Annotated in this window: 22 protein-coding genes and 1 tRNA gene; 10 read left to right on the top strand and 13 right to left on the bottom strand. The window is 62.5% G+C overall.

Going from position 1 to position 21655, the window contains the following annotated elements; genetic code table 11:
- The first annotated feature begins 62 nt into the window (after positions 1-62).
- Entirely contained in the window at positions 63-569 is a 507-nt protein-coding gene (locus AUR04nite_RS14450; protein ID WP_141366363.1) for an amino-acid N-acetyltransferase, read from the top strand.
- A gap of 1 nt (position 570) precedes the next feature.
- Here the strand turns inward: AUR04nite_RS14450 and AUR04nite_RS14445 are convergent, their stop codons facing one another.
- Positions 571-1371 (bottom strand): DUF1206 domain-containing protein, encoded by an 801-nt coding sequence (locus AUR04nite_RS14445; RefSeq protein ID WP_141366361.1) that lies wholly within the window; start codon positions 1369-1371, stop codon positions 571-573.
- 42 nt (positions 1372-1413) lie between these two features.
- Positions 1414-2322, bottom strand: a complete 909-nt coding sequence (locus AUR04nite_RS14440; protein ID WP_141366359.1) for an HhH-GPD family protein — start codon at positions 2320-2322, stop codon at positions 1414-1416.
- Positions 2323-2407: 85 nt separating this feature from the next.
- On the opposite strand from AUR04nite_RS14440, the gene AUR04nite_RS14435 reads away from it, so the two are divergent.
- Entirely contained in the window at positions 2408-3019 is a 612-nt protein-coding gene (locus AUR04nite_RS14435) for a hypothetical protein (RefSeq protein WP_141366357.1), read from the top strand.
- 2 nt (positions 3020-3021) lie between these two features.
- Here AUR04nite_RS14435 and disA read toward each other — a convergent pair whose 3' ends face one another.
- From disA to AUR04nite_RS14420, 3 genes are read right to left on the bottom strand one after another with little or no spacing between them, the layout of a single operon-like run.
- Positions 3022-4095: a DNA integrity scanning diadenylate cyclase DisA gene (gene disA / locus AUR04nite_RS14430; protein WP_141366355.1), complete on the bottom strand. Its 1074-nt coding sequence runs from the start codon at positions 4093-4095 to the stop codon at positions 3022-3024.
- Positions 4096-4128: 33 nt separating this feature from the next.
- The gene (radA, locus tag AUR04nite_RS14425) at positions 4129-5523 is read right to left on the bottom strand and encodes a DNA repair protein RadA (protein WP_141366353.1); all 1395 of its coding nucleotides are present in this window, start codon (positions 5521-5523) and stop codon (positions 4129-4131) included.
- Between the two features lie 20 nt (positions 5524-5543).
- Positions 5544-6665 (bottom strand): FUSC family protein, encoded by a 1122-nt coding sequence (locus tag AUR04nite_RS14420; protein WP_141366351.1) that lies wholly within the window; start codon positions 6663-6665, stop codon positions 5544-5546.
- A 315-nt stretch (positions 6666-6980) separates the two neighbouring features.
- Here AUR04nite_RS14420 and pstS point away from each other — a divergent pair, with 315 nt between their 5' ends.
- The 6 genes from pstS (at position 6981) to AUR04nite_RS14390 (ending at position 11943) form a co-directional block, all read left to right on the top strand.
- Positions 6981-8099, top strand: a complete 1119-nt coding sequence (pstS, locus tag AUR04nite_RS14415; protein WP_141366349.1) for a phosphate ABC transporter substrate-binding protein PstS — start codon at positions 6981-6983, stop codon at positions 8097-8099.
- Between the two features lie 79 nt (positions 8100-8178).
- Positions 8179-9114, top strand: coding sequence for a phosphate ABC transporter permease subunit PstC (pstC, locus tag AUR04nite_RS14410; RefSeq protein ID WP_141366347.1), 936 nt, complete (start codon positions 8179-8181; stop codon positions 9112-9114).
- Positions 9114-10253, top strand: coding sequence for a phosphate ABC transporter permease PstA (gene pstA, locus AUR04nite_RS14405; protein WP_407646709.1), 1140 nt, complete (start codon positions 9114-9116; stop codon positions 10251-10253). Before pstC ends, pstA begins: the two co-directional genes overlap by 1 nt.
- 44 nt (positions 10254-10297) lie before the next feature.
- The gene (gene pstB, locus AUR04nite_RS14400) at positions 10298-11077 is read left to right on the top strand and encodes a phosphate ABC transporter ATP-binding protein PstB (protein WP_141366342.1); all 780 of its coding nucleotides are present in this window, start codon (positions 10298-10300) and stop codon (positions 11075-11077) included.
- A gap of 191 nt (positions 11078-11268) precedes the next feature.
- Positions 11269-11745 carry a hypothetical protein gene (locus AUR04nite_RS14395; protein ID WP_141366340.1) on the top strand — a complete coding sequence of 159 codons (477 nt, stop codon included), beginning with the start codon at positions 11269-11271 and terminating at the stop codon, positions 11743-11745.
- Positions 11746-11943 (top strand): helix-turn-helix transcriptional regulator, encoded by a 198-nt coding sequence (locus tag AUR04nite_RS14390; protein ID WP_141366338.1) that lies wholly within the window; start codon positions 11746-11748, stop codon positions 11941-11943.
- Here the strand turns inward: AUR04nite_RS14390 and AUR04nite_RS14385 are convergent.
- The 4 genes from AUR04nite_RS14385 to AUR04nite_RS14370 form a co-directional block, all read right to left on the bottom strand.
- Positions 11940-12959 carry an inorganic phosphate transporter gene (locus AUR04nite_RS14385; protein ID WP_141366336.1) on the bottom strand — a complete coding sequence of 340 codons (1020 nt, stop codon included), beginning with the start codon at positions 12957-12959 and terminating at the stop codon, positions 11940-11942. The genes AUR04nite_RS14390 and AUR04nite_RS14385 overlap by 4 nt on opposite strands.
- Before the next feature lie 5 nt (positions 12960-12964).
- Complete coding sequence (locus AUR04nite_RS14380) at positions 12965-13579, bottom strand: hypothetical protein (RefSeq protein ID WP_170184221.1); 615 nt, start codon at positions 13577-13579, stop codon at positions 12965-12967.
- 243 nt (positions 13580-13822) lie between these two features.
- A complete protein-coding gene (locus AUR04nite_RS14375; protein WP_246055544.1) occupies positions 13823-15034 on the bottom strand; it encodes an MFS transporter in 1212 nt (403 codons plus the stop codon).
- A gap of 72 nt (positions 15035-15106) precedes the next feature.
- The gene (locus AUR04nite_RS14370) at positions 15107-15772 is read right to left on the bottom strand and encodes a hypothetical protein (protein WP_141366332.1); all 666 of its coding nucleotides are present in this window, start codon (positions 15770-15772) and stop codon (positions 15107-15109) included.
- A 125-nt stretch (positions 15773-15897) separates the two neighbouring features.
- Between AUR04nite_RS14370 and AUR04nite_RS14365 the strand changes: the two genes are divergently transcribed.
- Positions 15898-15970 (top strand) — tRNA-Lys (locus AUR04nite_RS14365).
- A 50-nt stretch (positions 15971-16020) separates the two neighbouring features.
- On the opposite strand, the gene AUR04nite_RS14360 is transcribed toward AUR04nite_RS14365, so the two are convergent.
- Complete coding sequence (locus AUR04nite_RS14360; RefSeq protein ID WP_170184220.1) at positions 16021-17250, bottom strand: exonuclease domain-containing protein; 1230 nt, start codon at positions 17248-17250, stop codon at positions 16021-16023.
- A gap of 254 nt (positions 17251-17504) precedes the next feature.
- A complete protein-coding gene (locus AUR04nite_RS14355) occupies positions 17505-18077 on the bottom strand; it encodes a TetR/AcrR family transcriptional regulator (protein WP_141366328.1) in 573 nt (190 codons plus the stop codon).
- A 228-nt stretch (positions 18078-18305) separates the two neighbouring features.
- Between AUR04nite_RS14355 and AUR04nite_RS14350 the strand changes: the two genes are divergently transcribed.
- A complete protein-coding gene (locus AUR04nite_RS14350) occupies positions 18306-19217 on the top strand; it encodes an alpha/beta fold hydrolase (RefSeq protein WP_141366326.1) in 912 nt (303 codons plus the stop codon).
- 104 nt (positions 19218-19321) lie between these two features.
- On the opposite strand, the gene AUR04nite_RS14345 is transcribed toward AUR04nite_RS14350, so the two are convergent.
- Both AUR04nite_RS14345 and AUR04nite_RS14340 read right to left on the bottom strand, forming a co-directional pair.
- Positions 19322-20371, bottom strand: a complete 1050-nt coding sequence (locus AUR04nite_RS14345; protein WP_141366324.1) for a glycerophosphodiester phosphodiesterase family protein — start codon at positions 20369-20371, stop codon at positions 19322-19324.
- A 176-nt stretch (positions 20372-20547) separates the two neighbouring features.
- Positions 20548-21654 (bottom strand): MOSC domain-containing protein, encoded by a 1107-nt coding sequence (locus tag AUR04nite_RS14340; RefSeq protein WP_141366322.1) that lies wholly within the window; start codon positions 21652-21654, stop codon positions 20548-20550.
- Position 21655 lies beyond the last annotated feature (1 nt).

The raw sequence follows: 21655 nt of genomic DNA, 5'->3' as shown, positions 1-21655 counted from the left end.
GTCTATGACTTTTGCACGCCGAAGAATCGATTCTCCAAACGCGCGGGCATAGGATTTATTGTGTGAATACAATTACCGTTCGTTCAGCCAAGACCAGTGACGTCCACGCGATCCGCAATCTGGTGCGGCCGTTGGCCGAGGAGCGAATCTTGCTGGATAAAGAAGCGGTAACCTACTATGAATCGATCCAAGAGTTCGTGGTGGCCGAAGACCACGAGGGAAATATCGTCGGATGCGGCGGCCTTCACGTCATCTGGGAAGACATCGCAGAGATCCGCACGCTTGCCACCTCCGCGGAAGTTCGCGGAAAAGGCGTGGGCCACCTGCTGCTGACCGAGCTGCTGCAGCGTGCACGCAGCGTCGGCGTGGCACGGGTCTTCTGCCTGACCTTTGAAGTGAAGTTCTTCGAGCGCCAGGGCTTCAGCGTGATGGCCGACCAAAGCGCGGTCGACCCATCCGTGTACCAGGAAATCCTGCTTTCCCGGGATGAGGGCGTCGCCGAATTCTTGGATCTGGCTCGGGTCAAGCCGAATACGCTGGGCAATACCCGGATGATCATTACCTTGTGATTCAGGAGTCCATGCTGTCATAGCGCGAGCGGAATGCGAGAAAGATTCCGTAGGCCAGCAGGCCTGCCCCGAGCAGGATGAGCATGGTGGGGCCGTAGTCTTGGCTTCTGACTGCTTTCAGCGCCCCGTCGACGCCGGTCGATTCCTTCGGGTCGCCCTGGACTGTCGACACGATGAACAGCAGGCCCACCGCTGCCAGCACGATTCCCTTTGCCGGATAGCCGATGACACCAGAAATAGTCATGGTTTTCTGCAGTCCTGCATGGCTTGAAGCATCCACGTCCTTGAGGAATCTGCGGGTAACGCCGCGGTAGACAAAGTAGACGCCGACGCCGATGAAGGCCAACCCGATGAGAACCAGCAGGGCACGGCCGCCGGTATATTGCATCAGGGCGACGCTGAAGCTGCTTGTGCTTTTCCCCGAGTCGCTGTGGCCACCCCACGCGAACTGCATGAAGGCGCCGGCCAAGAGCAGGAATACCACGCCGGTCCCCGCTAACTTGAGCCTTTTCAGCTTCCGGGGATGCGGCAGCAGTGCCTGGACTACAGACCAGATTCCCAGCAGGACTGCACCAGCAGCGCAGATCCACAGAACAACTGCCCCGAGTGGCTGTTTTGCAATGGCGCCGAGGGCTCCGCCTTGGTCTGCTTCGGCATGGCTGCCGGCGGCTACAGCTATCGCGAGTATGCCGAGCATGATGTGCAGAACCGCATTCGAGATATAACCCAAGCGTGCCACCCGCTTGACCCAGGGATGTTCAATAACCTGCTGGGCCTTGTTTGTGACTTCTGAAGCGTCCATGCCGTGATTTTAGGGCTAAGGCGCAGAAATGGGCAGTAGTTCTCAGGAAGGCAGTCGGATTCCGCCGGATTCATTGACGGCTAAGCCGTCGTTCAGCAGCCCGGCTAGTGCTCGTTCGCGCTGTTCCAAAGGCGACTCGAGCATGCTCAGGGCGACATACTTGGCGTGGGATTGATGCGCCAAATCTGCCAGGAAGCTCTGCTCGGCGACAGGTTCTTCATGCTCGCGCAGGATTGCCATGATCGCCCCTCGAACCTGCCTGTCGGTGCCTTTCCACGCCTGCCCCTTAGGAGTGTAGTGCGGAGCAGGCTGCCCGGCCTTGATCCACGCGCAGTCATCGAACACCGGACACTGTTCACACTTGGGGCTGCGCGCGGTGCACACCAGCGCTCCGAGCTCCATCACCGAAATATTCCACAAATTCGCAGTAGCGCTATCGTCTGGCTGGACCTGGCGGGCCCGGGCGAATTCGCTGGCGCGGGGGCTTTGCTCGGGCAGGGCCATGCCTCCGAAGAGGCGCGCATGCACGCGGCGGATGTTCGTGTCGACGACGACCGTTGGCTCGTGGAAGGCAAAGCAGGCGATGGCGGCCGCGGTGTAGTCACCGACTCCGGGAAGCGCACGCAGCTGCTCCTCGCTGTGCGGCACCTGGCCGTTGTATTCGGTCGTGATCTCAACTGCCGCCGCGTGCAGCCGCTGCGCACGGCGCGGATACCCCAGGCGGCCCCAGGCCTTCAGTGCTTCGGAGAGCGGTTCGGCGGCAAGGTCCTGCGGGCGAGGCCAGCGCCGCATCCATTCTTCCCATACCGGCAGAACCCTGACTACGGGGGTCTGCTGCAGCATGAACTCACTGACCATCACTTCCCAGCCGGTGGCGCCAGGACGCCGCCATGGCAGGTCGCGGGCGTTCTCCAGATACCAATTATTGATCTTGTCGTGAATTTGCTGCACCCCACCACTGTAGATCAGCTGATTCACGGGGCAGAATTAGGCTCCGTTACGCCAAGATAGGCAGCGGATGAACTAGCCTTAACCCATGAGCAATACTTCGGGGGGCAAGCCATCGGCCCGCGTGTACCGGCGCCGGCGCATCACCGTAGCCGTCGCGGCCCTCGTGCTTATCGGATTGATTGTCTGGGGCATCACCGTACTGGTCGGCATGTTCACCTCGTCGGATGCGCCGAGCCCTGATGCTGCGGCACCCAGCGTGCAAAGTTCGCCCAGCGCCGGCAGCGGTGAAGAAGCGCAAACTGCCTCGGCAAACGCCTGCAAAGAAGGCGAAGTCAAGATCACCGCGTCCACAGACAAGAAGTCCTACGCGCCGGAAGAAAATCCGGTGCTGACCCTGGGCATCGAGAATACCTCGGACCGCGAGTGCGAGGTCAACGTCGGCACCAGCCAGCAGGAGTTCCTCATTTCCAGCGGGTCCGACCGAATCTTCTCCACCGTCGACTGCCTGGCAAACAGCGAAGACGTCCTGTTGAAGTTTGCAGCCGGCCAAAAGGAGAATGCGAAGTTCGACTGGAACCGCAATCGCTCGGCTCCGGGCTGCAAGGCAGTCAACGCCCAGCCGCTGCCTGGAACCTACAAGTTCACCGCCGCGCTGGGCGAACTTACCAGCGACCCGGTGACCTTCGTACTGAAGTAGCCCTAGATATAGCGGTCGAGCAGCGAGGACTCCGCCATGCGGGCCAGCCCCTCGCGGATCGAGCGCGCACGCTGCTCGCCGACCCCCTCGATCTGCATCAGCTGCGAGGTCGAGGCCGCCATCAGCAGCTGCAGGTTGTCGAATGACGCAACCAGCCGTTCGCCGATCGCCTTGGGCACCGAGCGGATCTGCGACAGCAGGCGGTATCCCTTGGGGGTCAGCTGGTCTTCCTGGTCAGCGGCGGAGTGCGGGAACAGGATCTTGGTCAGCGCCTCGGGCTCGATGAGCTGTGCATCGGAAATCTCATGCAGCTTCTCCAGGGCCGCGTCGATATCCAATTCGGTGCCATCGGCATGCGAGTAGTCGCGTAGCAGCAGCTGGTTGTCCACCTGGATGCCGGCGAGCAGCTCGGTGTGCTGCGAGGCCAGCAGCCGGCCGTCCACGCCGAGCTCCAGCACGTAGCGGGAAATCTCCTCGCTGGTGCGGCGCAGCATTTCGGTGCGCTGCAGCACCGCGAGCACCTCGCGCACGGTGGCCGCGTCTTCGATCTCGGCGGCAGACAGCGCGCTGGTGACCTGGTCGAGGCGGTGGCGGTAGCGCTCAAGGGTGGCGATGGCCTGGTTGCCGCGGGCCAGCAGGCGTTCGGCAGGCTCCAGCACATGGCGCTCGCCGGCGGCGTAGAGGGTGATCGTCTGCATCGACTGGGACACGGAGATCACCGGGAACCCGGTCTGCGCCGCGACGCGCTCCGCGGTGCGGTGGCGCGTTCCGGACTCCTGGGTTTCGATGCTGGCGCTGGGCATCAGCTGCACGCCTGCCTGCAGGATCTGCTTGGCCGAGGCGTCGAGGATGATCGCGCCGTCCATTTTTGCCAGCTCGCGCAGCCGGGTGGGGGTGTACTCGGTGTTGATCCTGAAGCCGCCGGAGCAGATGGATTCAACGACCTTGTCGTGGCCCAGCACGATCAGCGCACCGGTGCGTCCGCGCTGGATGCGTTCCAGCCCCTGGGCCAGTTCGGTTCCCGGGGCAATCCGGGCCAGGGTGGCAAGCAAAACTGGGGCGGGGTGCGGCTTCAACGTGCGTCCTTTCAGCGGGCAGCAGTTCCAAGTTTAGCGCGAAGGCTTCTGCCGCTGATTAAATGCGATGTCCAGGGCCTGGGCAACATTTTCCACCTGGAATACGCGGATCCCCTCTGGGATGTTCTTCAGCGGCTCGGGCGTGGCCGGGGCCATGGCGAAGGAGAAGCCCAGGCGCTGGGCCTCGGTGATGCGCCGGGCGATCTCCGGGACCTGGCGCACCTCGCCGGCAAGGCCCACCTCGCCGAAGGCCACGAAGTCCTGGGGCAGCGGGAACTCGTTCAGCGAGGAGGCCAGGGCCAGCGCGCAGGCAAGGTCAGCGGCCGGCTCGGTGATCTTCACGCCGCCCACCGTAGCTATATAGGAGTCCATGGAGGACAGGTCCATGTGGGCGCGGGCCTGCAGCACCGCGACGACCATCTGCGCGCGGGCCGCGTCCAGGCCGCTGGTGGCCCGCCGCGGGGCAGGGCCGCTGCCGCGTGAAAGCAGGGTCTGCACCTCGGCCACCAGCGGGCGCCGGCCCTCGAGGGTCACTGTGATGCAGGTGCCGGGCACCGGGTTGCGGGTGCGGGTGACAAAGAGCTTGGACGGGTCTGTCAGGGACTGGATGCCGTCTTCGTTCAAATCGAAGCAGCCCACCTCGTCGGTGGCGCCGTAGCGGTTCTTCAGCGCACGCAGGATGCGCAGCCGCGAATGCTTTTCGCCGTCGAACTGGCAGACCACGTCCACCAGGTGCTCGAGCAGGCGCGGGCCCGCCACCGAGCCCTCCTTGGTCACGTGCCCCACCATGATCGTGGTCATGGCGCGGGTCTTGGCGGAGTTGATGATGGAGGCTGCCACCTCGCGCACCTGGGAGACGCCGCCGGCGGCCCCGTCGACCTCTGCTGAGGAGAAGGTCTGCACCGAGTCGAGGATCAGCAGCTGCGGGTTGATCTCCTGGATCTGCCCCAGCGCCAGCGACAGGTCGGTTTCAGCGGCCAGGTACAGGGTGTCGGCGATGGCGTTGATGCGTTCAGCGCGGGACTTGACCTGGGCGGCGGACTCCTCGCCGGTCAGGTACAGCACGCGCAGGCCGGTCTGGGCCGCCTTGGCTGCCACGTCAAGCAGCAGGGTGGACTTGCCCACGCCGGGTTCGCCGGCCAGCAGGATGGCGGCGGCGGGAACCAGGCCGCCGCCGAGCACGCGGTCAAGCTCGGGCACGCCGCTGGGGCGGAAAGCGGCCTCGGAGCCGTCGATCTGCGCGATGGGCTTGGCTGGATGGGCCACCTTGGCCGCCGCAACGGTGCGGGCGCTGACCACGCCGACCTCTTCTACGCTGCCCCAGGCCTGGCATTCGCCGCAGCGGCCCACCCATTTGATGGTGGTCCAGCCGCATTCGGAGCACTTGAAGCTCGCGGCGGCTTTGGTCTTAGTGGAAGTTTTGGCCATGTACCAATGCTATCGAGCGGCTAGGACAACTTCGGGAAGAACTCGACGGCGGACTCGTTGCTGCGCCCCGCGGCTTCCAGCAGGTCCACCACCATGGGGCGCAGCAGCAGCACCAGTCCTTCGCCCTGCAGCCCCTCCACGCCAAGGGCCCGCGGGTCCAGCTGGGCGGCCGCCGCCTCAAGCTGGGCGCGGGCGATCTTCTCGTATTTATGCTGCCCGGCAAGGGTCGGTTCGCGCACCGACTGCGCCAGCGAGCTGATGCCCTCGGAGATCTCCCGCAGCAGCGGAGCCAGCGCCGCGGAGCCCTCGGGGGTCAGCGCGCTGTTGCTCAGCGTGGAGGCCAGGCGGCGCACGAACACCCTGGCGTTGCGCGAGGCCCAGTCGTAGTGGTTGAAGCGGTCTGACAGGCGGTTGAGCTCATCGCGGTGCCGGCGGCCGGCCGGGGAGAGCATCGCGATTTCCTGCGAGGCCTTGAATGCCGCGGGCAGCTGGTCCAGGTACTTCTGGGTGGAGCGCGCCTTGACCAGCGCATGGAAGGCTGCCCGGCGGTCGTCGTCCCTGATCGCCCAGGAGCACTCGAGCATTGCCTCGGAGAGCTCCTTGAAAAGCTCCGACAGTGCCGCCACCGGGGTGCGCCGCGGGTCCGAGGGCCACAGGATGATGATCAGCAGCGCCAGCACCGAACCTGCCAGCGCATCAATGGAGCGGGAGAACGGTCCGTCGATGCTGATCGGCAGCAGCACCACCAGCGCCGACTGCATGCCCAGCTGGGTGGAGAAGATGGAGCCGGAGTCGAGATAGCGGGCAATCACCAGGCTCAGCGACATCACCACCGCCGCCTGCCAGATGCCCTGGCCCAGCCACTGCATCAGCAGGTCGCCCAGCGCCACGCCCAGCGTGCAGCCCAGCGCCACCTCGGCGGTGCGCCGCACGGTGGTGGCCCCGCCGAATCCCAGGGACACCAGCGCGCTGGTGGCGGCGAAGATCGGCTGGGTGTGGCCCAGCAGTTCTTCGGCAACCCAGAAGGCGCCGATGGCGCCGAGGGTCATGCGGATGATGCGCGGCAGGGAGTTGCGCGCGCGGATCAGCCCCGCCTTGTTGCGCGTGGCAAGAAAAGAACGCACTGTGCGACCGGAAGCCATGGCTCTAGTTTGTCATGGGCGCCCGCGGCTGCGCCCTGATGCCGGCAATGATCTTGGGAACTGGCGGATGCGGCGGCGGGCCAATCCCTTGAAAATCCGCTAATCGGCGGCTGACAGGGCGTTCTTTTGAGGCGGTGCGGAACGACGCCGAGGAGGGTGATCAGGATCACCCCTAAGGAAACTCGTTGTTAACCTTTCGTTCACCTTTGCTGGGGGAGCTGGTCACTTTGGCTCCTTAACGTTCTAGATGAAGCGAGACAGATGTCCGCTGCAAGGTTTACATCAGATTCACCAAACTACTGGGGAGTACCACTCGTGAAGCTCAATCGTCTTGGCAGTGCAGCTGCTGTTCTTTCCATCGCAGCGCTTGCACTGACCGCCTGCGGTTCCGACAACCCGACCGGCGCGGCTTCCAGCGCCCCGGCAGGCGGCGCATCGGCCGACGCTGCAGTATCCGGCACCCTGACCGGCATCGGCGCTTCCTCGCAGAAGTCCGCCATGGAAGCCTGGATCACCGGCTTCAAGGGCCAGAACGCACAGGCCAACGTACAGTACTCGCCGGACGGCTCCGGCGCAGGCCGCAAGGCATTCCTGGCAGGCGGCGCGCAGTTCGCCGGCTCGGACGCCTACCTGAAGCCGGAAGAGAAGGAAGAGTCCAAGAAGGTCTGCGGACCAGACGGCGCCTTCAACGTTCCAGCCTACGTTTCGCCGATCGCAGTTGCCTTCAACCTCGAGGGCGTCGAGGAACTGAACTTGGACGCGACCACCATCGCCAAGATCTTCAAGAAGGAGATCACCAAGTGGAACGACGAGGCGATCGCCAAGCAGAACCCGGACGCCAAGCTGCCTGACACCGCAATCACCGTGGTGCACCGCAACGACGAGTCCGGCACCACCGAGAACTTCGTCGAGTACCTGAAGGCCACCGCAGGCGATGTCTGGACCTACGACGTCTCCGGTGACTGGCCGAAGGACATCCAGTCGGAGAACGCCAAGGGCACCTCCGGCGTGGTCTCCACCGCCGGCTCCACCCCGGGCGCCATCACCTACGCCGACTTCTCCGCTGTGGGCGACCTGTCCACCGTGAACGTCAAGGTGGGCGACGAGTACACCAAGATCTCCGCCGAAGCAGCCGCCAAGGCACTTGAAACCGCCACTCCGGTTGAGGGCGCAGCCAAGAACGACCTGGCACTTGACCTGAAGCGCGACACCACCGAAGCAGGCACCTACCCCATCGTGCTGCTCTCCTACCACATCTACTGCAACACCTACAAGGACCAGGCAACCGTCGACCTGGTCAAGGCGTTCGGCAAGTACGTAGTTTCCGCCGAGGGTCAGAAGACCGCCTCCGACTCGGCCGGCAACGCACCGCTGTCGACCAGCATCGAGGAGAAGGCAGCAGCTGCCATCGACTCGATCACCGTCGCCAAGTAGCACCCACGGTGCGGGCGGGACACCGCCCGCACCAACCCCCTCCACCCCACACCCCTCATACCGACAAAAGGCTTTAGCCATGACTACCAATGCTTTGACGAGCAAGTCATCGACGTCCGGCCGCGCCGGGGACAAGATCTTCTCCGGCGCCGCGCTCGGCGCCGGTGTGCTGATCCTCATCACCCTCTTCGCGGTGGCTGTCTTCCTGCTCATCCAGGCCCTGCCGACGTTTATGGCAGACCCCGCCGACATTTCCGGCGGCGAAGGATTCTTCGCCTATATCTGGCCGATCGTCATCGGCACCGTGATCGCGGCGGCCATCGCCCTGCTGATCGCCACCCCCATTGGACTGGGCGTCGCCCTATTCATCTCCCACTTCGCCCCGCGCCGGATCGCCGGCCCGCTGGGCTATGTGATCGACCTGCTGGCGGCCATCCCCTCGGTCATCTACGGCGCCTGGGGCTACATGGTCCTGGCCCCGGCATTGGTGCCTGGCTACGACTGGCTTGCCGCCAACATGGGCTTCATCCCGATCTTCGAGGGCCCTGCATCGCAGACCGGCAAGACCATGCTCACCGCCGGCATCGTGCTGGCAGTGATGGTGCTGCCGATCATCACCTCGCTGTCCCGTGAAATCTTCCTGCAGACTCCCAAGCTGCACGAGGAAGCCGCGCTGGCCCTGGGCGCCACCCGCTGGGAAATGATCACCACCGCGGTGCTTCCCTTCGCCCGCCCGGGCATCATCTCCGCAGTCATGCTGGGCCTGGGCCGCGCCCTGGGCGAGACCATGGCGGTAGCCCTGGTGCTCTCCACCGGCGGCCTGATCCCTTCGCTGATCCAGTCCGGCAACCAGACCATTGCCGCGGAGATCGCACTGAACTTCCCTGAAGCCTTCGGGCTGCGTCTGGCCGAGCTCATCGCCGCCGGCCTGGTCCTGTTCCTGATCACCTTGGTCGTGAACATGATCGCCCGGGCAATCATCGCCCGCCACAAGGAATTCTCCGGAGCCAACTGATGAGTGCCATGACAACTTTTGAACGCAGCAATACGACCCTGACCCCGCCGCCGAGCCGCAAGCGCAACTCGCTGGCCAAGGGCAAGATGCCCAAGTGGGCCCTGCCGGCCATCGGCGCAGGATCCATCGTGCTCGGCGCCGCGGCGTCCACGCTGACCGGCTTCTCAGTGGCGACCTTCGCGATCTACTCCGCGGTCCTGTTCCTGGTCATCGCCTCGGTGGCCACCACCGTGGTGGAGGGCAAGCGCCGCGGTAAGAACGCGATGTGGACCTACCTGATCTACGCAAGCTTCATCCTGGCGCTGATCCCGCTGGCCTCGGTGCTCTACACGGTGCTTGAAAAGGGCCTGCCGGGCATGAACAGCCACTTCCTGTTCACCTCGATGAACGGCATCACCGGCGCGGTGGACAACCAGACCGTCGCCGAAGGCACCCCGGTGCTGGGCGGCGCCTACCACGCACTGATGGGCACCTTGCTGATCACCCTGTGGGCCACCCTGATCTCGGTTCCGGTGGGCATGCTCACCGCGATCTACCTGGTCGAATACGGCAAGAACGGCCCGCTGGCCCGCGCCATCACCTTCTTCGTGGACGTCATGACCGGCATTCCGTCGATCGTTGCCGGCCTGTTCGCGGCAGCCTTCTTCGGCCTGCTGCTGGGCCCGAACTCCCGCATGGGCATCGTCGCGGCAGTCGCCCTGAGCGTGCTGATGATCCCCACCGTGGTCCGCTCCACCGAAGAAATGCTCAAGATCGTTCCGAACGAGCTGCGCGAAGCATCCTACGCACTGGGCGTGCGCCGCTGGCGCACCATCTTGAAGGTGGTCATCCCGACCGCCATCTCCGGCATCGCCTCCGGCGTGACCCTGGCCATCGCCCGAGTCATCGGCGAAACCGCGCCGATCCTGGTCACCGCCGGCATCGCAAGCAACATCAACCTGAATGTGTTTGCCAACTGGATGTCCACGCTGCCGACGTTCATCTACTACCAGATCATGACGCCGACCAGCCCGACCAATGTGGATCCATCGCTGCAGCGCGCATGGGCAGCGGCCCTGCTGCTAATCCTGATGGTGATGGCGCTGAACCTCATCGCCCGCCTGATCGCAAAGATCTTCGCCCCAAAGAAGGGCCGTTGAGCTAAGGCTCCGGTCCGAAACCCCAAACTTTTCAAGGAATAATCATGGCAAAACGCATCGACGTCAATGACCTGAACGTCTACTACTCCAAGTTCCTGGCCGTTGAAGGCGTCTCCATCAACATCGAGCCGAAGTCCGTCACCGCATTCATCGGCCCATCGGGCTGCGGCAAGTCCACCTTCCTGCGCACCCTGAACCGCATGCACGAGGTCATCCCCGGCGGCCGCGTCGAGGGCGAGGTCCTGCTGGACGGCGACGACCTCTACGGCCCTGGCGTTGACCCGGTGACCGTGCGCAGCCAGATCGGCATGGTCTTCCAGCGCCCGAACCCGTTCCCGACCATGTCCATCAAGGACAATGTGCTCGCCGGCGTGAAGCTCAACGGCCAGAAGATCTCCAAGTCCGACGCCGATGCGCTGGTGGAGAAGTCGCTGCGCGGCGCGAACCTGTGGAACGAGGTCAAGGACCGCCTGGACAAGCCGGGCTCCGGCCTCTCCGGCGGCCAGCAGCAGCGCCTGTGCATCGCCCGCACCATTGCGGTGAAGCCGGACGTGATCCTGATGGACGAGCCTTGCTCGGCGCTGGACCCGATTTCCACCTTGGCCATCGAGGACCTGATCAACGAACTGAAGAACGACTACACCGTGGTGATCGTGACCCACAATATGCAGCAGGCCGCCCGCGTGAGCGACAAGACCGCCTTCTTCAACATTGCAGGCACCGGCAAGCCGGGCAAGCTCATCGAGTTCAACGACACCGCCGCCATCTTCTCCAACCCAGAGCAGAAGGCTACCGAAGACTACGTCTCAGGACGCTTCGGATAAAGAATTCGTCTGCCCCAGGGCAGACGGACCGGAAGGGGGGTCTTCCGAGGATCCTGGAGGGGATCATCGCCAGCGGCGCACTTCGGTGCGCCGCTGGTTTTTAAGCACCCATGTAAAGTTTCCTTGACTGTAAAGGAAGCTTGACTATAGGGTGGTTGCAAGAGCAGGAAACGACCATGCAGGAGGGGACGATGAGTGAGTTGACCAAGTCGCGATGGGGCCGGATGCGCTCTGGCGGAAGCACGCGCAAGCTGCTGGGCATCAGCCTCGGCGGGGGACTGGCGATTGCGCTGGCCCTGGGTTCGCTGGCCGCGGTGCTGGGTTATCCGCAGCAGATTCCGCTCGCCCTGGCCGGCTACTCCATCAGCTTCTGGCTGCCGTTCAGCGCGCTGATCTGGGTTCTGCTGGTGGACCGCGAGACGATCACCGGAGCCCCGAAGGATGTTGAGCAGTCTATCGAGAGCCGCTGGGCGGAGCGGGCAGGCGCCGCAGTCTTCAGGGACATGCTGCTGTTCCTCGGACTTGGCGCCGGTGTGCTGAGCTTCCTGCAGTTCAAGGTCGACTGGTTCTTGGAGGTCCCGCTGGGCTTGGCCTTCGCCTTGGTGCTTTCCCTGCTGCTGATTGACTTTGCCATCAGGTACCAGCTGATCAAGCGTACCGAGGGCTAGATGGAAAACTCGCTACCGGAGCACCGCAAGCTGCGCGGATTCTCCCAGCAGCAGCTGGCCGACGAACTCGGAGTCTCGCGCCAGACGGTCATCTCCCTGGAGAAAGGCCGCTACGACCCCTCGCTGCCCCTGGCCTTCCGGATCGCCAAGCTCTTCGGGTGCAGCATCGAGGACCTGTTCACCCCTGGGGAGGACTAGAACAGCGGGCTGATGGCCAGCGTGAACACCGCGCCGCCGAAGATGCAGACCACGGGAGTCAATACCCAGATCCGCGCCACCTTGGCCACATTGCGCCAGAAGACCGATTCGAAGCTCTGGTTGTGACCGGCGCCCACGATGCCGCTGGTGACGGTCTGGGTAGTGGACAGCGGCAGATGGAAGACCAGAGAGCCGAGGAACAGCATGATCGCGGAGACGCCCTGGGCGATCATTCCGCGCAGCGGGTCGAAGTTCACCAGGCGGCGTCCCAGCGTGTGGGTGATGCGCCAGCCGCCCAGCAGCACGCCGAAGGACAGCGCGGCTGCCGCGGCCAGCTGGATGACCCAGGTGACCGGGCCGGGATCCATCATGTGGCCGTTCATCAGCACCAGCGCGACCAGCGCGCCGGTGCGTTGGCCGTCCTGCAGGCCAAGGCCCAGCGCCGCCGCGCAGGCGGTGACTGCCTGGCCGGTGCGGGAGACCTCGTTGACGGTGCGGGAGGTGTTGTGCCGGACCAGCCACATGGCGGGGATCACCGCCAGATAGGACAGGGCATAGGCAACCACCGGCGCGACGAGCAGCGGAAGCAGCACCGAGCCGAGCAGCAGCTGCCAGGCCCCTGCCATCGACTCGTCGCCCACGAACGCGGCCGCGCCGCTGGCGCCGACCAGGGCGGAGAGCAGCGAATGCGTCGAACTCATCGGCATGCCCCGCCACCAGCAGTAGATGCCCCAGGCGCCGGCGGTGATAAGACCGCAGATCACCATCTTCAGCCCGGCGGTGCCGTCGGGGACGTTGAAGTTCAGCGCATCGACCAGGGCGGTGCTCAGCCCAGAGGTGGCAAGCGTGCCCAGGAATGCGAAGAATGCTGCGACGACCACTGCCACCACCGGGGTCAGCGCCCGGGTGCGCACCGCGGCGGCGATGGCTGTCGATGAATCTCGAAAGCCGTTGAGCACCGCGTAGGCCAAGGTCAGGATCACCGCGATGACGGTGAGCACCGAAGTAACGGTCATGGCCTCTAGGACTCCTTGACCAGAACGCGGCCCAGGTGGTCCGCGAACTGGCGCAGGGTATTGGCGGTGAGCATCAGATGGTCGGCGACCGACTGGTGGCGGTGCATGGTGCCGGCCTTGGAGAAGTTTGCGATCTCATTGAGCCAGACAAGGTGCGTACGCGCGGCCCGCTTGGAGGACTGCAACATCTGCAGCCAGTTGTCTTCCAGGTCATCGAGGTTGTTCAGGCGCTGCACCGAGTCAGCGGCGAGCCCCGCCAGCTGGGAGATCAGCTCAAGCTGCTCGGAGGAGCGTTCAGACAGCGGGGTGGAGCCCACGTTCATGATCAGCTCGCCGGTGCCGCGCAGGTGCTCCATGGTCTCGTGCAGCAGGCGGGAGAGCGTGTACATGTCCTCACGCGGCAGCGGGCTGATGTAGCTGGTGCGCAGGTGGGTGAGCACCGCATGGACCAGGTCCGAGGCCTCGGCCTCCGCGGCGGCAAGCTCGCGCAGCTGCTGGGTGCGGCCGTCGGGATTGCCGATCATTTCAGACACGCCCGCCACCGAGCGGCGGATCGTTGCAGCTAGGTCGCAGAGCAGCTCAATGCCGCGCGAGGCTGACGGAAAGATCTGGAACTTCACTTTGTACGGCGCACCATTCGAATAGAACTTTAAGAAGCAGGTACCAACGCAGTACAGTTTACGGCGTGTAAGTGAACACTGAAATTTAGCGGTGCCGGACCGGGAACGCCTCTCGGCGGAAGGCCGCTCGAAGCGGCAGAGTTTTGGAGCCCGGGGTTACCAGCGGCCCGACACCGCATCCTAGTTTTCTCGCATCACCGGCTGGCTGTCAACTGCGCACCGGATTCAGTGCGACTTCTCACGTCATCGACGGATGGTTTTCTCCACCGCGCTGGCGCCCAGCAGCGCGCAGCTGAACCAGATGGCGCCTCCCGGGCCCATACCGGCCGCCACGGTACTTGCAATCACCGGCAGAGCCACCTGTCCCAGCCGGTTTCCCATGAGCCTGACAGCCAGCGCAGCCCCGCGGTCAAGCGGCGGCACCGAGGTGGAAATCATCGTCATGGTCAGCGGCTGGCCCAGGCCCAGGAAGAAGCCGCCAACCAGCAGCGCAGCTCCCGCGATACACAGCGAGTCGATGAACGCCGGGGCGATGGCGATCGTGGCTGCCGCAATATAGAGGCTCACAGTCAGCAGCGACTGCCGGCTGAAGTGGGCCGAGAGCTGCGGGATCACCAAGCGGGAGACCACCGAGGCGCACCCGCGAATGGCCAAAAGCACACCGACTGCAGTGGGTGTGACGTTATGTTTCTCGGCAACCAGCGGGAGGAAGGCGGTGAGGATGTCCAAAATGGACAACAGCGTGAGCGAAGCGAACATATGCGAGGCAACGCCGCGGATCTTCAGGATGCCAATGGCAGAAGTCTTCTTTTTGCCCGGGGCGCTGGGCAGGGCCTTCTTGGAGACCTTCGGCTGCAGGTTGGGCAGCAGCAGCGGAATGGCCAGCAGCGCGCAGCCGGCGCCGATCCACAGCGAAAGGCTGATGCTTGCAATGCGCTCGGGGGAGTCTGCGCTGGTGCCGGTGCCCAGCACGAACCCTGCAATCAGCGGCCCCAGGAACTGGCCCGCGGAGAAGGCGGCGGTGAACCAGCCGAATCCCTTGTCAAGCTCCGTATCGGGCAGAAAGCGTGCGATCGAGGATTGGCCGCCGATGGTGAACATCAGGTGCCCGAGTCCCAGCACGGCGCTCGCCGTGGCCACCAGCAGCGCATTGGGGGACAGTGCGATGCCGGCCCCGCCGACAGCCAGCAGCAGCGCCCCGCCGAGCATCAGGTAGCGGATCTGGCGCATCCGCGAGCTGACCCTGCCAAGGTAGATCGCGGTGAACAGCGGCAGCAGCGCGTAGGCGGCGGTGACGGCGCCGATGGTGACCGAGTCTGCATGCAGCGAGATGAGCTTATAGGTGGTGACCGGCCTAACCAGGTTCAACGCGGTCTGCGACAACAGCGCCGTGGCGATCAAGATCAGTAGCCAGCGCACGGTTCCAGAAGATGAAGCCTTGTTGTCCGAACTCACGCACCGGCCTTTCACTCGTCGATCCTGCGCATTAATCCTACGGGCGCGGCCGGATTAAAACAGATTTGCGTCTTAGACCAGGGTGCCCTGGCGCCACATCCGCGCGCAGACTTCAAGGTCATTGGCGGTGTTGTCCAGCGAGCGAGCCCGCTGGGTCAGCTGCGTGCCGCGGGCGCTGCTTGCTAGGTCTGCCGCATCCGCATGTTCGACCATGCCCAGGGCAAGCACGCGGCAGTAGGCGGCGGTGCGTTCCAAGGCGTGGGCGAAGTCCCCGTCGAATGCGCCGGAGAGGATGGAGCTGGTCATCTTCTTCAGCTCCTCGGAGGTCGGCGGCTCGGCGACGCCTGCGACGATGCGTTCAACCTGCGCCCGGTGGGCCCCGGCTGAGAAGCGGGCGGCCATCACATCAGGCATGTTCAGAGTTGCGGTGCGCACGGCATACAGCCGCCACAGGGCGCCGGGAAGCGAATGCGCGGGAGCCTCGCTCCACAGCTCGGCCAGCACCTCGATTCCCTGATCCTCGGCGACGGCAATCAGCCGCTGCGCCACCTCTGGATCCTGGTTTTCAATGCCGCGCTGCACAAAAGCCTGTGCTGAAAGGTGCGCTGCCTCGGAGACCCGGGCAGGGTCCGCTCCGCCTTCGTAGGGCTCGAAGTCCAAGGGTGCGAAGGGGCGTGGCTTGTGATGTCTGAACCCTGATTCGTGGGCGGTTTTTGATCCTGATCGAGCACCTCTCATGGCGACAAGGTTACCCCTTTTTCCTTGGTCTTTTCAGTGAGCTGGGCAACCTGCAGGCGGGGGCCGCATGCTCGATTAAGTGTGCAGGACGACTTCAGGTAATATGGTTTTTGGCCGTAGGCCGTGCGCCTTTAGCTCAGATGGTAGAGCATCGGACTTTTAATCCGCTGGTCGCGGGTTCGATCCCCGCAGGGCGCACAAACATGAACCCGTCATCTACTTGGTAGGTGGCGGGTTCAGTCTATCCTCTACCACTTCAGCGGCCGTTGGAAGAGCTTGAAGCTGAACAGGCCCGCCATGGCCATGACCACCAGGCAGAAGAGGCCGATCACCACGTCGCCTTGTCCGATGGTTGCGATGCCGAGGACGAGCATGGCAACTGCCACGACAATCAGCAGTGCGCCGCCGCCAACCCTGATGCTGCGCTGCAGCTTTTCGTGCTCCTGGTAGTTGGGGTGCTCTATTGCATGTACCGGCGCATCTGCCACAAATGCTTCTTCCGAGATAGCTGTCTGCCGCGGGGCAGGAGGCGACTGGAAGAGGGCTCCGAGCTCTGGGGCCCTCGGCTTGCGCTGGGCGGCCTCATGATCTTCGGCTGGCATGGCGCTGTTGGGATCCAGCAGGTGCAGAAACTCTTCTTCGCCCAGAAGCTGGATCTGCTGTTCTTCACCTCCATAGTGCAGGGCAGCTTCGGGGGAGCGTGCCTCAGCTTCAGACAGCACACGCATTGTGGTTTCCGGCGTGATCGAGTTCTCAAAGATCCCGCCGAACTCGGTAATCAGCTCTTCGGCTTCCAAGAGGCTGATCTTCTCGGGTTCTTCGAGAATTGCAACGTGCTGGCCGAACAACGGGTGGGCAGGGTCGGGGCCGGTCTGCTGTCCATGAGCTGCATTGTCGGCGCGGAGCCTGAAATTTCTCCGGTTGGCAGGAGTTTTTGCGGGCCATAGCTCGTCGATCGATGACATTTCGAACTGCTGCGCAATGGACAGCACTACCTGGGCCGTCATTTCGGCTTCTGCGCTTAACTCCTCATGATCGATGTCCGTGACACCGAGCGATGCCGCGGCCGCTTCCAAGCCGGCAACCGGCAGGTCAAGCATCCGCTGCGCAAGATTCATGGAACAACGCCAGGTCAGAGGGGTGGTGGCAAGACCGGAATATGATGATGCCTGCTCAAGAATCTTTTGTGCGAAGGACGCGTCATGGGCCACCAGAACATCGGAGCCCGCGAACTCTTGGATCCGCGCCAGCGACTGTTCCCACGTGGCGGCATCGGCGACATCCTGCGGCCCGATTCCGTGCTTCGCCATTTGCTGCGGGTCGAAGTCATGGATTGATGTGCCTGTTGGAGGCTGGACGAACCAGCTGGCGCGTTCCGCAACCACGCCGTCACGGACTTTCACCAGACCAACGGCGCAGACGGATGCAGGCTCAAAACTGGCAGTCTCAAAATCAACTGCGGTGAAATTTAATCCCAAGTTATTCATCCCCAAAATACCCCACTATTTTGAATCCGATACCTGGCCCCGGCTCCGCTGAGAACCGTGGTTCATCGAAGCTGGATGGCAAGCTAGGAAGCTGCTCCCCAGAGCAACTTTAAATTAACCATAGTAGATCTTCACCAGCTCGGCTGGAAGATGACAACACCGCATGAGAGTCAGCCGGGATACGAGCGTGGACTAGGAAGAAGATAAGCTTCTGGGCTTGCTGTAGTACTTCGATAAGAGGAGAGCTATTTCAGGTCATTATCCAGGCAAGCCGCGAGCGCGCGGTGCACGACTGGTTCGATAGCCATCTCTGGATCGACACTGATTCGATGGAGCAATGCTCCGTCCAGCGTAGCCATCAAAAATGTCGTGCAGCTTAGGGGATCTGAGGCTCCCAGCGCTGCAAGGGTGGCGGTGGTCCAGAGCTCGAACCCTTTGCGGTTTTCGAGCAGGGGCTTCATAAGATCGGGAGTTGAGGCCAAGTCGATGAACAAGGCATATCTTGCCAGCGTGCGATTTCGGAAGATTCCACTTTGCAGTTCCAGCATCTGGGTAAATGCCGCTTCCGCATCAATGCGGGCTTCCTGAGGAGGTACGTTCGCGAAATCCTCTCGTTCAAGTCTGGCAAGGTGAGCAATCAGCCCTTCGAGCAGTGCTTGTCTGGTCCTGAAATAGTTAGACGTGGAGCCTAGGGGAAGCAGTGCGCGTTTATCGATGCGTGCGTGGCTGACAGCACGCAGGCCTTGCTCGGCGAGGATGTTCAGTGCTGCGTCGAGAACTCGATCCACCCGTGGTTTGCTTGTTTCTTCCGATCCCATGCTCTGATTCTCGCATCACTATAAAAGTAGTGACAATCCACTATGAAAGTAGTATCTTCAGGGTACGAGCCGGAGGACCCGGCGTAGATCTCGGTTCAGCTGGCTAGTGCGCATCAAATGTTTTCTGGAAGGCGTCAACGGCTGATAGTCCGGCGCAGCAGTCTTCTGTGCCTCAGCTGCCAACTCATGGCAGTACATCCAAACTTCATTATTGGATAGGAGAAGCTCGTGGCCGCCAAATATTCAGAGGTAACAACTGCGCCAGAAATAGCCGGTGTGGAACATTCCTATGTTCAGCTGCACGATGGAAGGCTGCATATTGCAACAATGGGAGCAGGCGCCCCGGTCCTGTTGCTCCACGGCTTTGGTCAAACATGGTGGGAGTTCAGGGATCTGATTCCTGCGATAGCCAAAGCAGGATACAGGGCGATAGCTCCCGACCTGCGGGGTGAAGGCTGGAGCGAATTGCCGATCAACCCAATGACGAGGTTGCAGCGATTTCACGACGTGGTCAGCCTTTTAGATCAGCTGGGCTTGAAATCGGTGGCAATGGTCAGCCACGATTTGGGCGCAATTACTGCGTTCCAGCTTGCACTGGAACTGCCTGAACGGTTTTCCTCCCAGATCATGGTCGCGGTGCCACCGCCGCAAATGAGATTCTCGGTGGATCTCATCCCTGGAATGAAAAATTTGTGGCATCAGGAGGCGCTGGCCGTCCCCTATCTCGGTCGAAAACTGATGGCTTCAGGAACAATGTTCAGACATTTTTTCTCGCCGAAGTTTCTCACCAAGGCGCTGGACGATGAAGTGCTCGCGCAGTACGAGAAGACAATGAAACTGCCGCAGTTTCCACGGGCAGCCGAATTGCTATGCCGCCAGGTAGTGCTTCCTGAACTTGCAAGGATCATCGCCGGCTCGTATCGCTCGGCGAGGTTTGCCATGCCTTCGCAATTTATTTTTGGTGCGAAGGATTCTGGTTTTCCAGCTGCTGTGCTCCGGAAAGTGTTCGAGGATTCCTCGCTGATCGGTCCTGACGTGCAGCTGGAAGTGATTCAAGACGCCGGACACTTCGTCATTGACGAACAGCCGCAAGCGGTGTCCCGAACTGTAATGGCATTTCTCGACACCCATCGGGCGTGATTCCGGTTCCAACTGCAGTGCAGGACTGAGGGCGGCAGCAATTGGACAGTCCAATAATTGCCGCCGCCCGTAAAACGTTCTTCAGATCGAATACCGAGTCTGGATTAGTCCTGAATCGGAGCGTAGGACTTTGGCAGCTTCAGTCCGCGCTCGTCCATCAATTCGCGCAGGCGGGTTGGGAAGTTGGTGATGATGCCGTCCACTCCCATATCCATCAGGCGTTCCATGTCGGTGCGCTTGTTTACGGTCCATGGGACGACCGGCAGCCCCAACTGGTGCGCCTCCAGGATCATCTGGTCCGTGACCGCCGCAAACGCCGGCGAAATAACGTCATAGCCCTGGGCCTTGGCCGCCTTGGCCAAGGATCCGTCGTAGTCGTCGATGTCGATGCCGCCAAGTTCGGGAGCTGCACCCGGCTGTCCAACTCCCATTGCCTTGTCCCCGCTGGTCAACGCAACAAGAGGGAGCTTCGGAGCCTTGCCGTCGGCGGCTAGATCGCGGGCGAGGTTCAGTGCGGCCCAGTCGAAGGACTGCAGGGTTGAGCGTTCGGCCATGCCCCATTCCTGGATCTCGTTGAGGACTGCGACTGTCAGCTCCTCCATTGCAGGGCCGCCGGCTTTGCCGTCTTCGACCTTGGTCTCGATGTTGAAACGGACCTTCTTCGCCTTTGAATCCTTGACCAGCGCAAAGACGTCCTTGAGCTGGGCAATGCGGTTGGACTCGGCGACGTTCTGCTCAGGGTAGCCCGGCAGCTTTTGGTATCCGCAGTTCAGCGTACTCAGCTGGGCAAAGCTCAGGTCGGCCACCCGCTGCCCGACGTAGGGGAACTCTGGATCGCCGTTGAAGGCAGGCGCAGTGTCGGCGCACTTTTCTGGCTGGATGCGGTCGTCGTGCCAAACGACAATCTTGCCTTCTTCGCTGAGCATGGTGTCCAGTTCCAAGGTGGTGACACCTACTTGCAAGGCGTTGGCGAAGGCCGGGATAGATTCTTCGGTCCATTCTGCAAGGCCGCCTCGATGCGCTTGGAGGTCGAAGGATCCGTTGCGTTCGTTGGTTTTAGTTTTCTCGGACTGCGTGGGTGCCGCCATGGCAGGTGAAGCCAGGCTGAGAACCAACAGGGATGCTGCAATCGCGGAGAATGGGCGGGAAAACATAGAGCCTCTTTCGTTGGGGGAAGATGCGCATCGGCATCCGTGCCCACCCTAGAAGCGGCACATTTACGGCAGTCAACAGCGCGGTGGCCTGGGAATTAACAAACCTTCCCGAGCCGCGAAAGCATGGCTGGCCCCGCATATATGCCGCGAGGTCCAAACCAGCTTTCGCGGTGGCGCTAGCTCTTCGACGAGGCTGATTCCCTGCGCAGTGCCTTGGCAGTGCTCGAACCGCCCTGTGGCCCGGAGGCAAGAACGCGGCCTCCGGCTTCCAGAGCTTCCAGGTATTGCAGGTTCTCATCCGCCGCTTCGACGAGGATGCTCATTGTCTGGCCGTCGACAGCACTGATGGCGTAGTTTGCCCATCGCGGCTGTGGGAAGTGCAGGCGAAGTGCAGTTCCAGATTCGTCCTCATCCAGCCAGCCGAGCGAATCATGCAGCGTCAGCAGGAGTGAGCCGTCGGCATTGCGGGTGCTGTTGAGGACCTCGACAAAGCGCGGGGTGCGCTTGCGGGGAACCAGTTCCTGGGCCTCAGCGTGGTCAGCTTCAAGCCGGATCTGCATGCCGGCATCAAGCTGGCCCTCATTCAGAACTGTTCCGTAGACGCCGCAGTGAGTATGCCCGAAATGGGCGGTCAGCAGCTTCAACCCATTGACGTCTACTTCGGTGGTCTGCGGATTGACAGAGGTTGCGGTGCAGCGACCGATGGACTTGGTAATCGCCACGCGTACCGCGCCGATGCGGACGACCTTCCCGATGAGGCTGAATTCCTCAAAGGCAGGCACATCTGCCAGCAGCACGTTTCCGCGGTAACGCAACGGATCCAATTCCACCCCGGCGGCTGAGGACAGTGCCTTGACGGTATTGGGGTTGATGAACGACAGGCCGGAGTACTGGGAGTCGAACATTCCGCTGCCAGCAGTGACAACTTCGCGCTCGAACTTTCCCTGAGCCGGAAGATATTCGGAAAAATACTTGTTGGCTTCAGCTCGTCCCGCATCGCTTGTCGCGTCGAAGGTTAATGCCTCGGCCTGTTCAAAAGGCGCCGACACCGTGATGAACGGAGGCTGCGAGCTGACGGACCACTTCTGCAGGCTCTTGTCGTTCTTCAAGATTGTGAAGTTGCTGCATGACTGCCACTGTCCGTCGAGAACTTCGCTGCTGCCATTGCTGAATGCGGCGATCCGATCACCGGTGAGTCCGGCATTCTTTTCTACCTGGGCAGAAGTGATTGCTTCGGCCGGAAGGCCCTTGAAGGGAAAGCGGAAAAGGCGGTCGATTCTCATA

The sequence above is a fragment of the Glutamicibacter uratoxydans genome (assembly GCF_006539925.1).
GTDB classification, from domain to species: domain Bacteria; phylum Actinomycetota; class Actinomycetes; order Actinomycetales; family Micrococcaceae; genus Glutamicibacter; species Glutamicibacter uratoxydans.
Note: the sequence above shows the minus strand (reverse complement) of the source record. Positions and strands in the feature narration are given on the sequence as shown.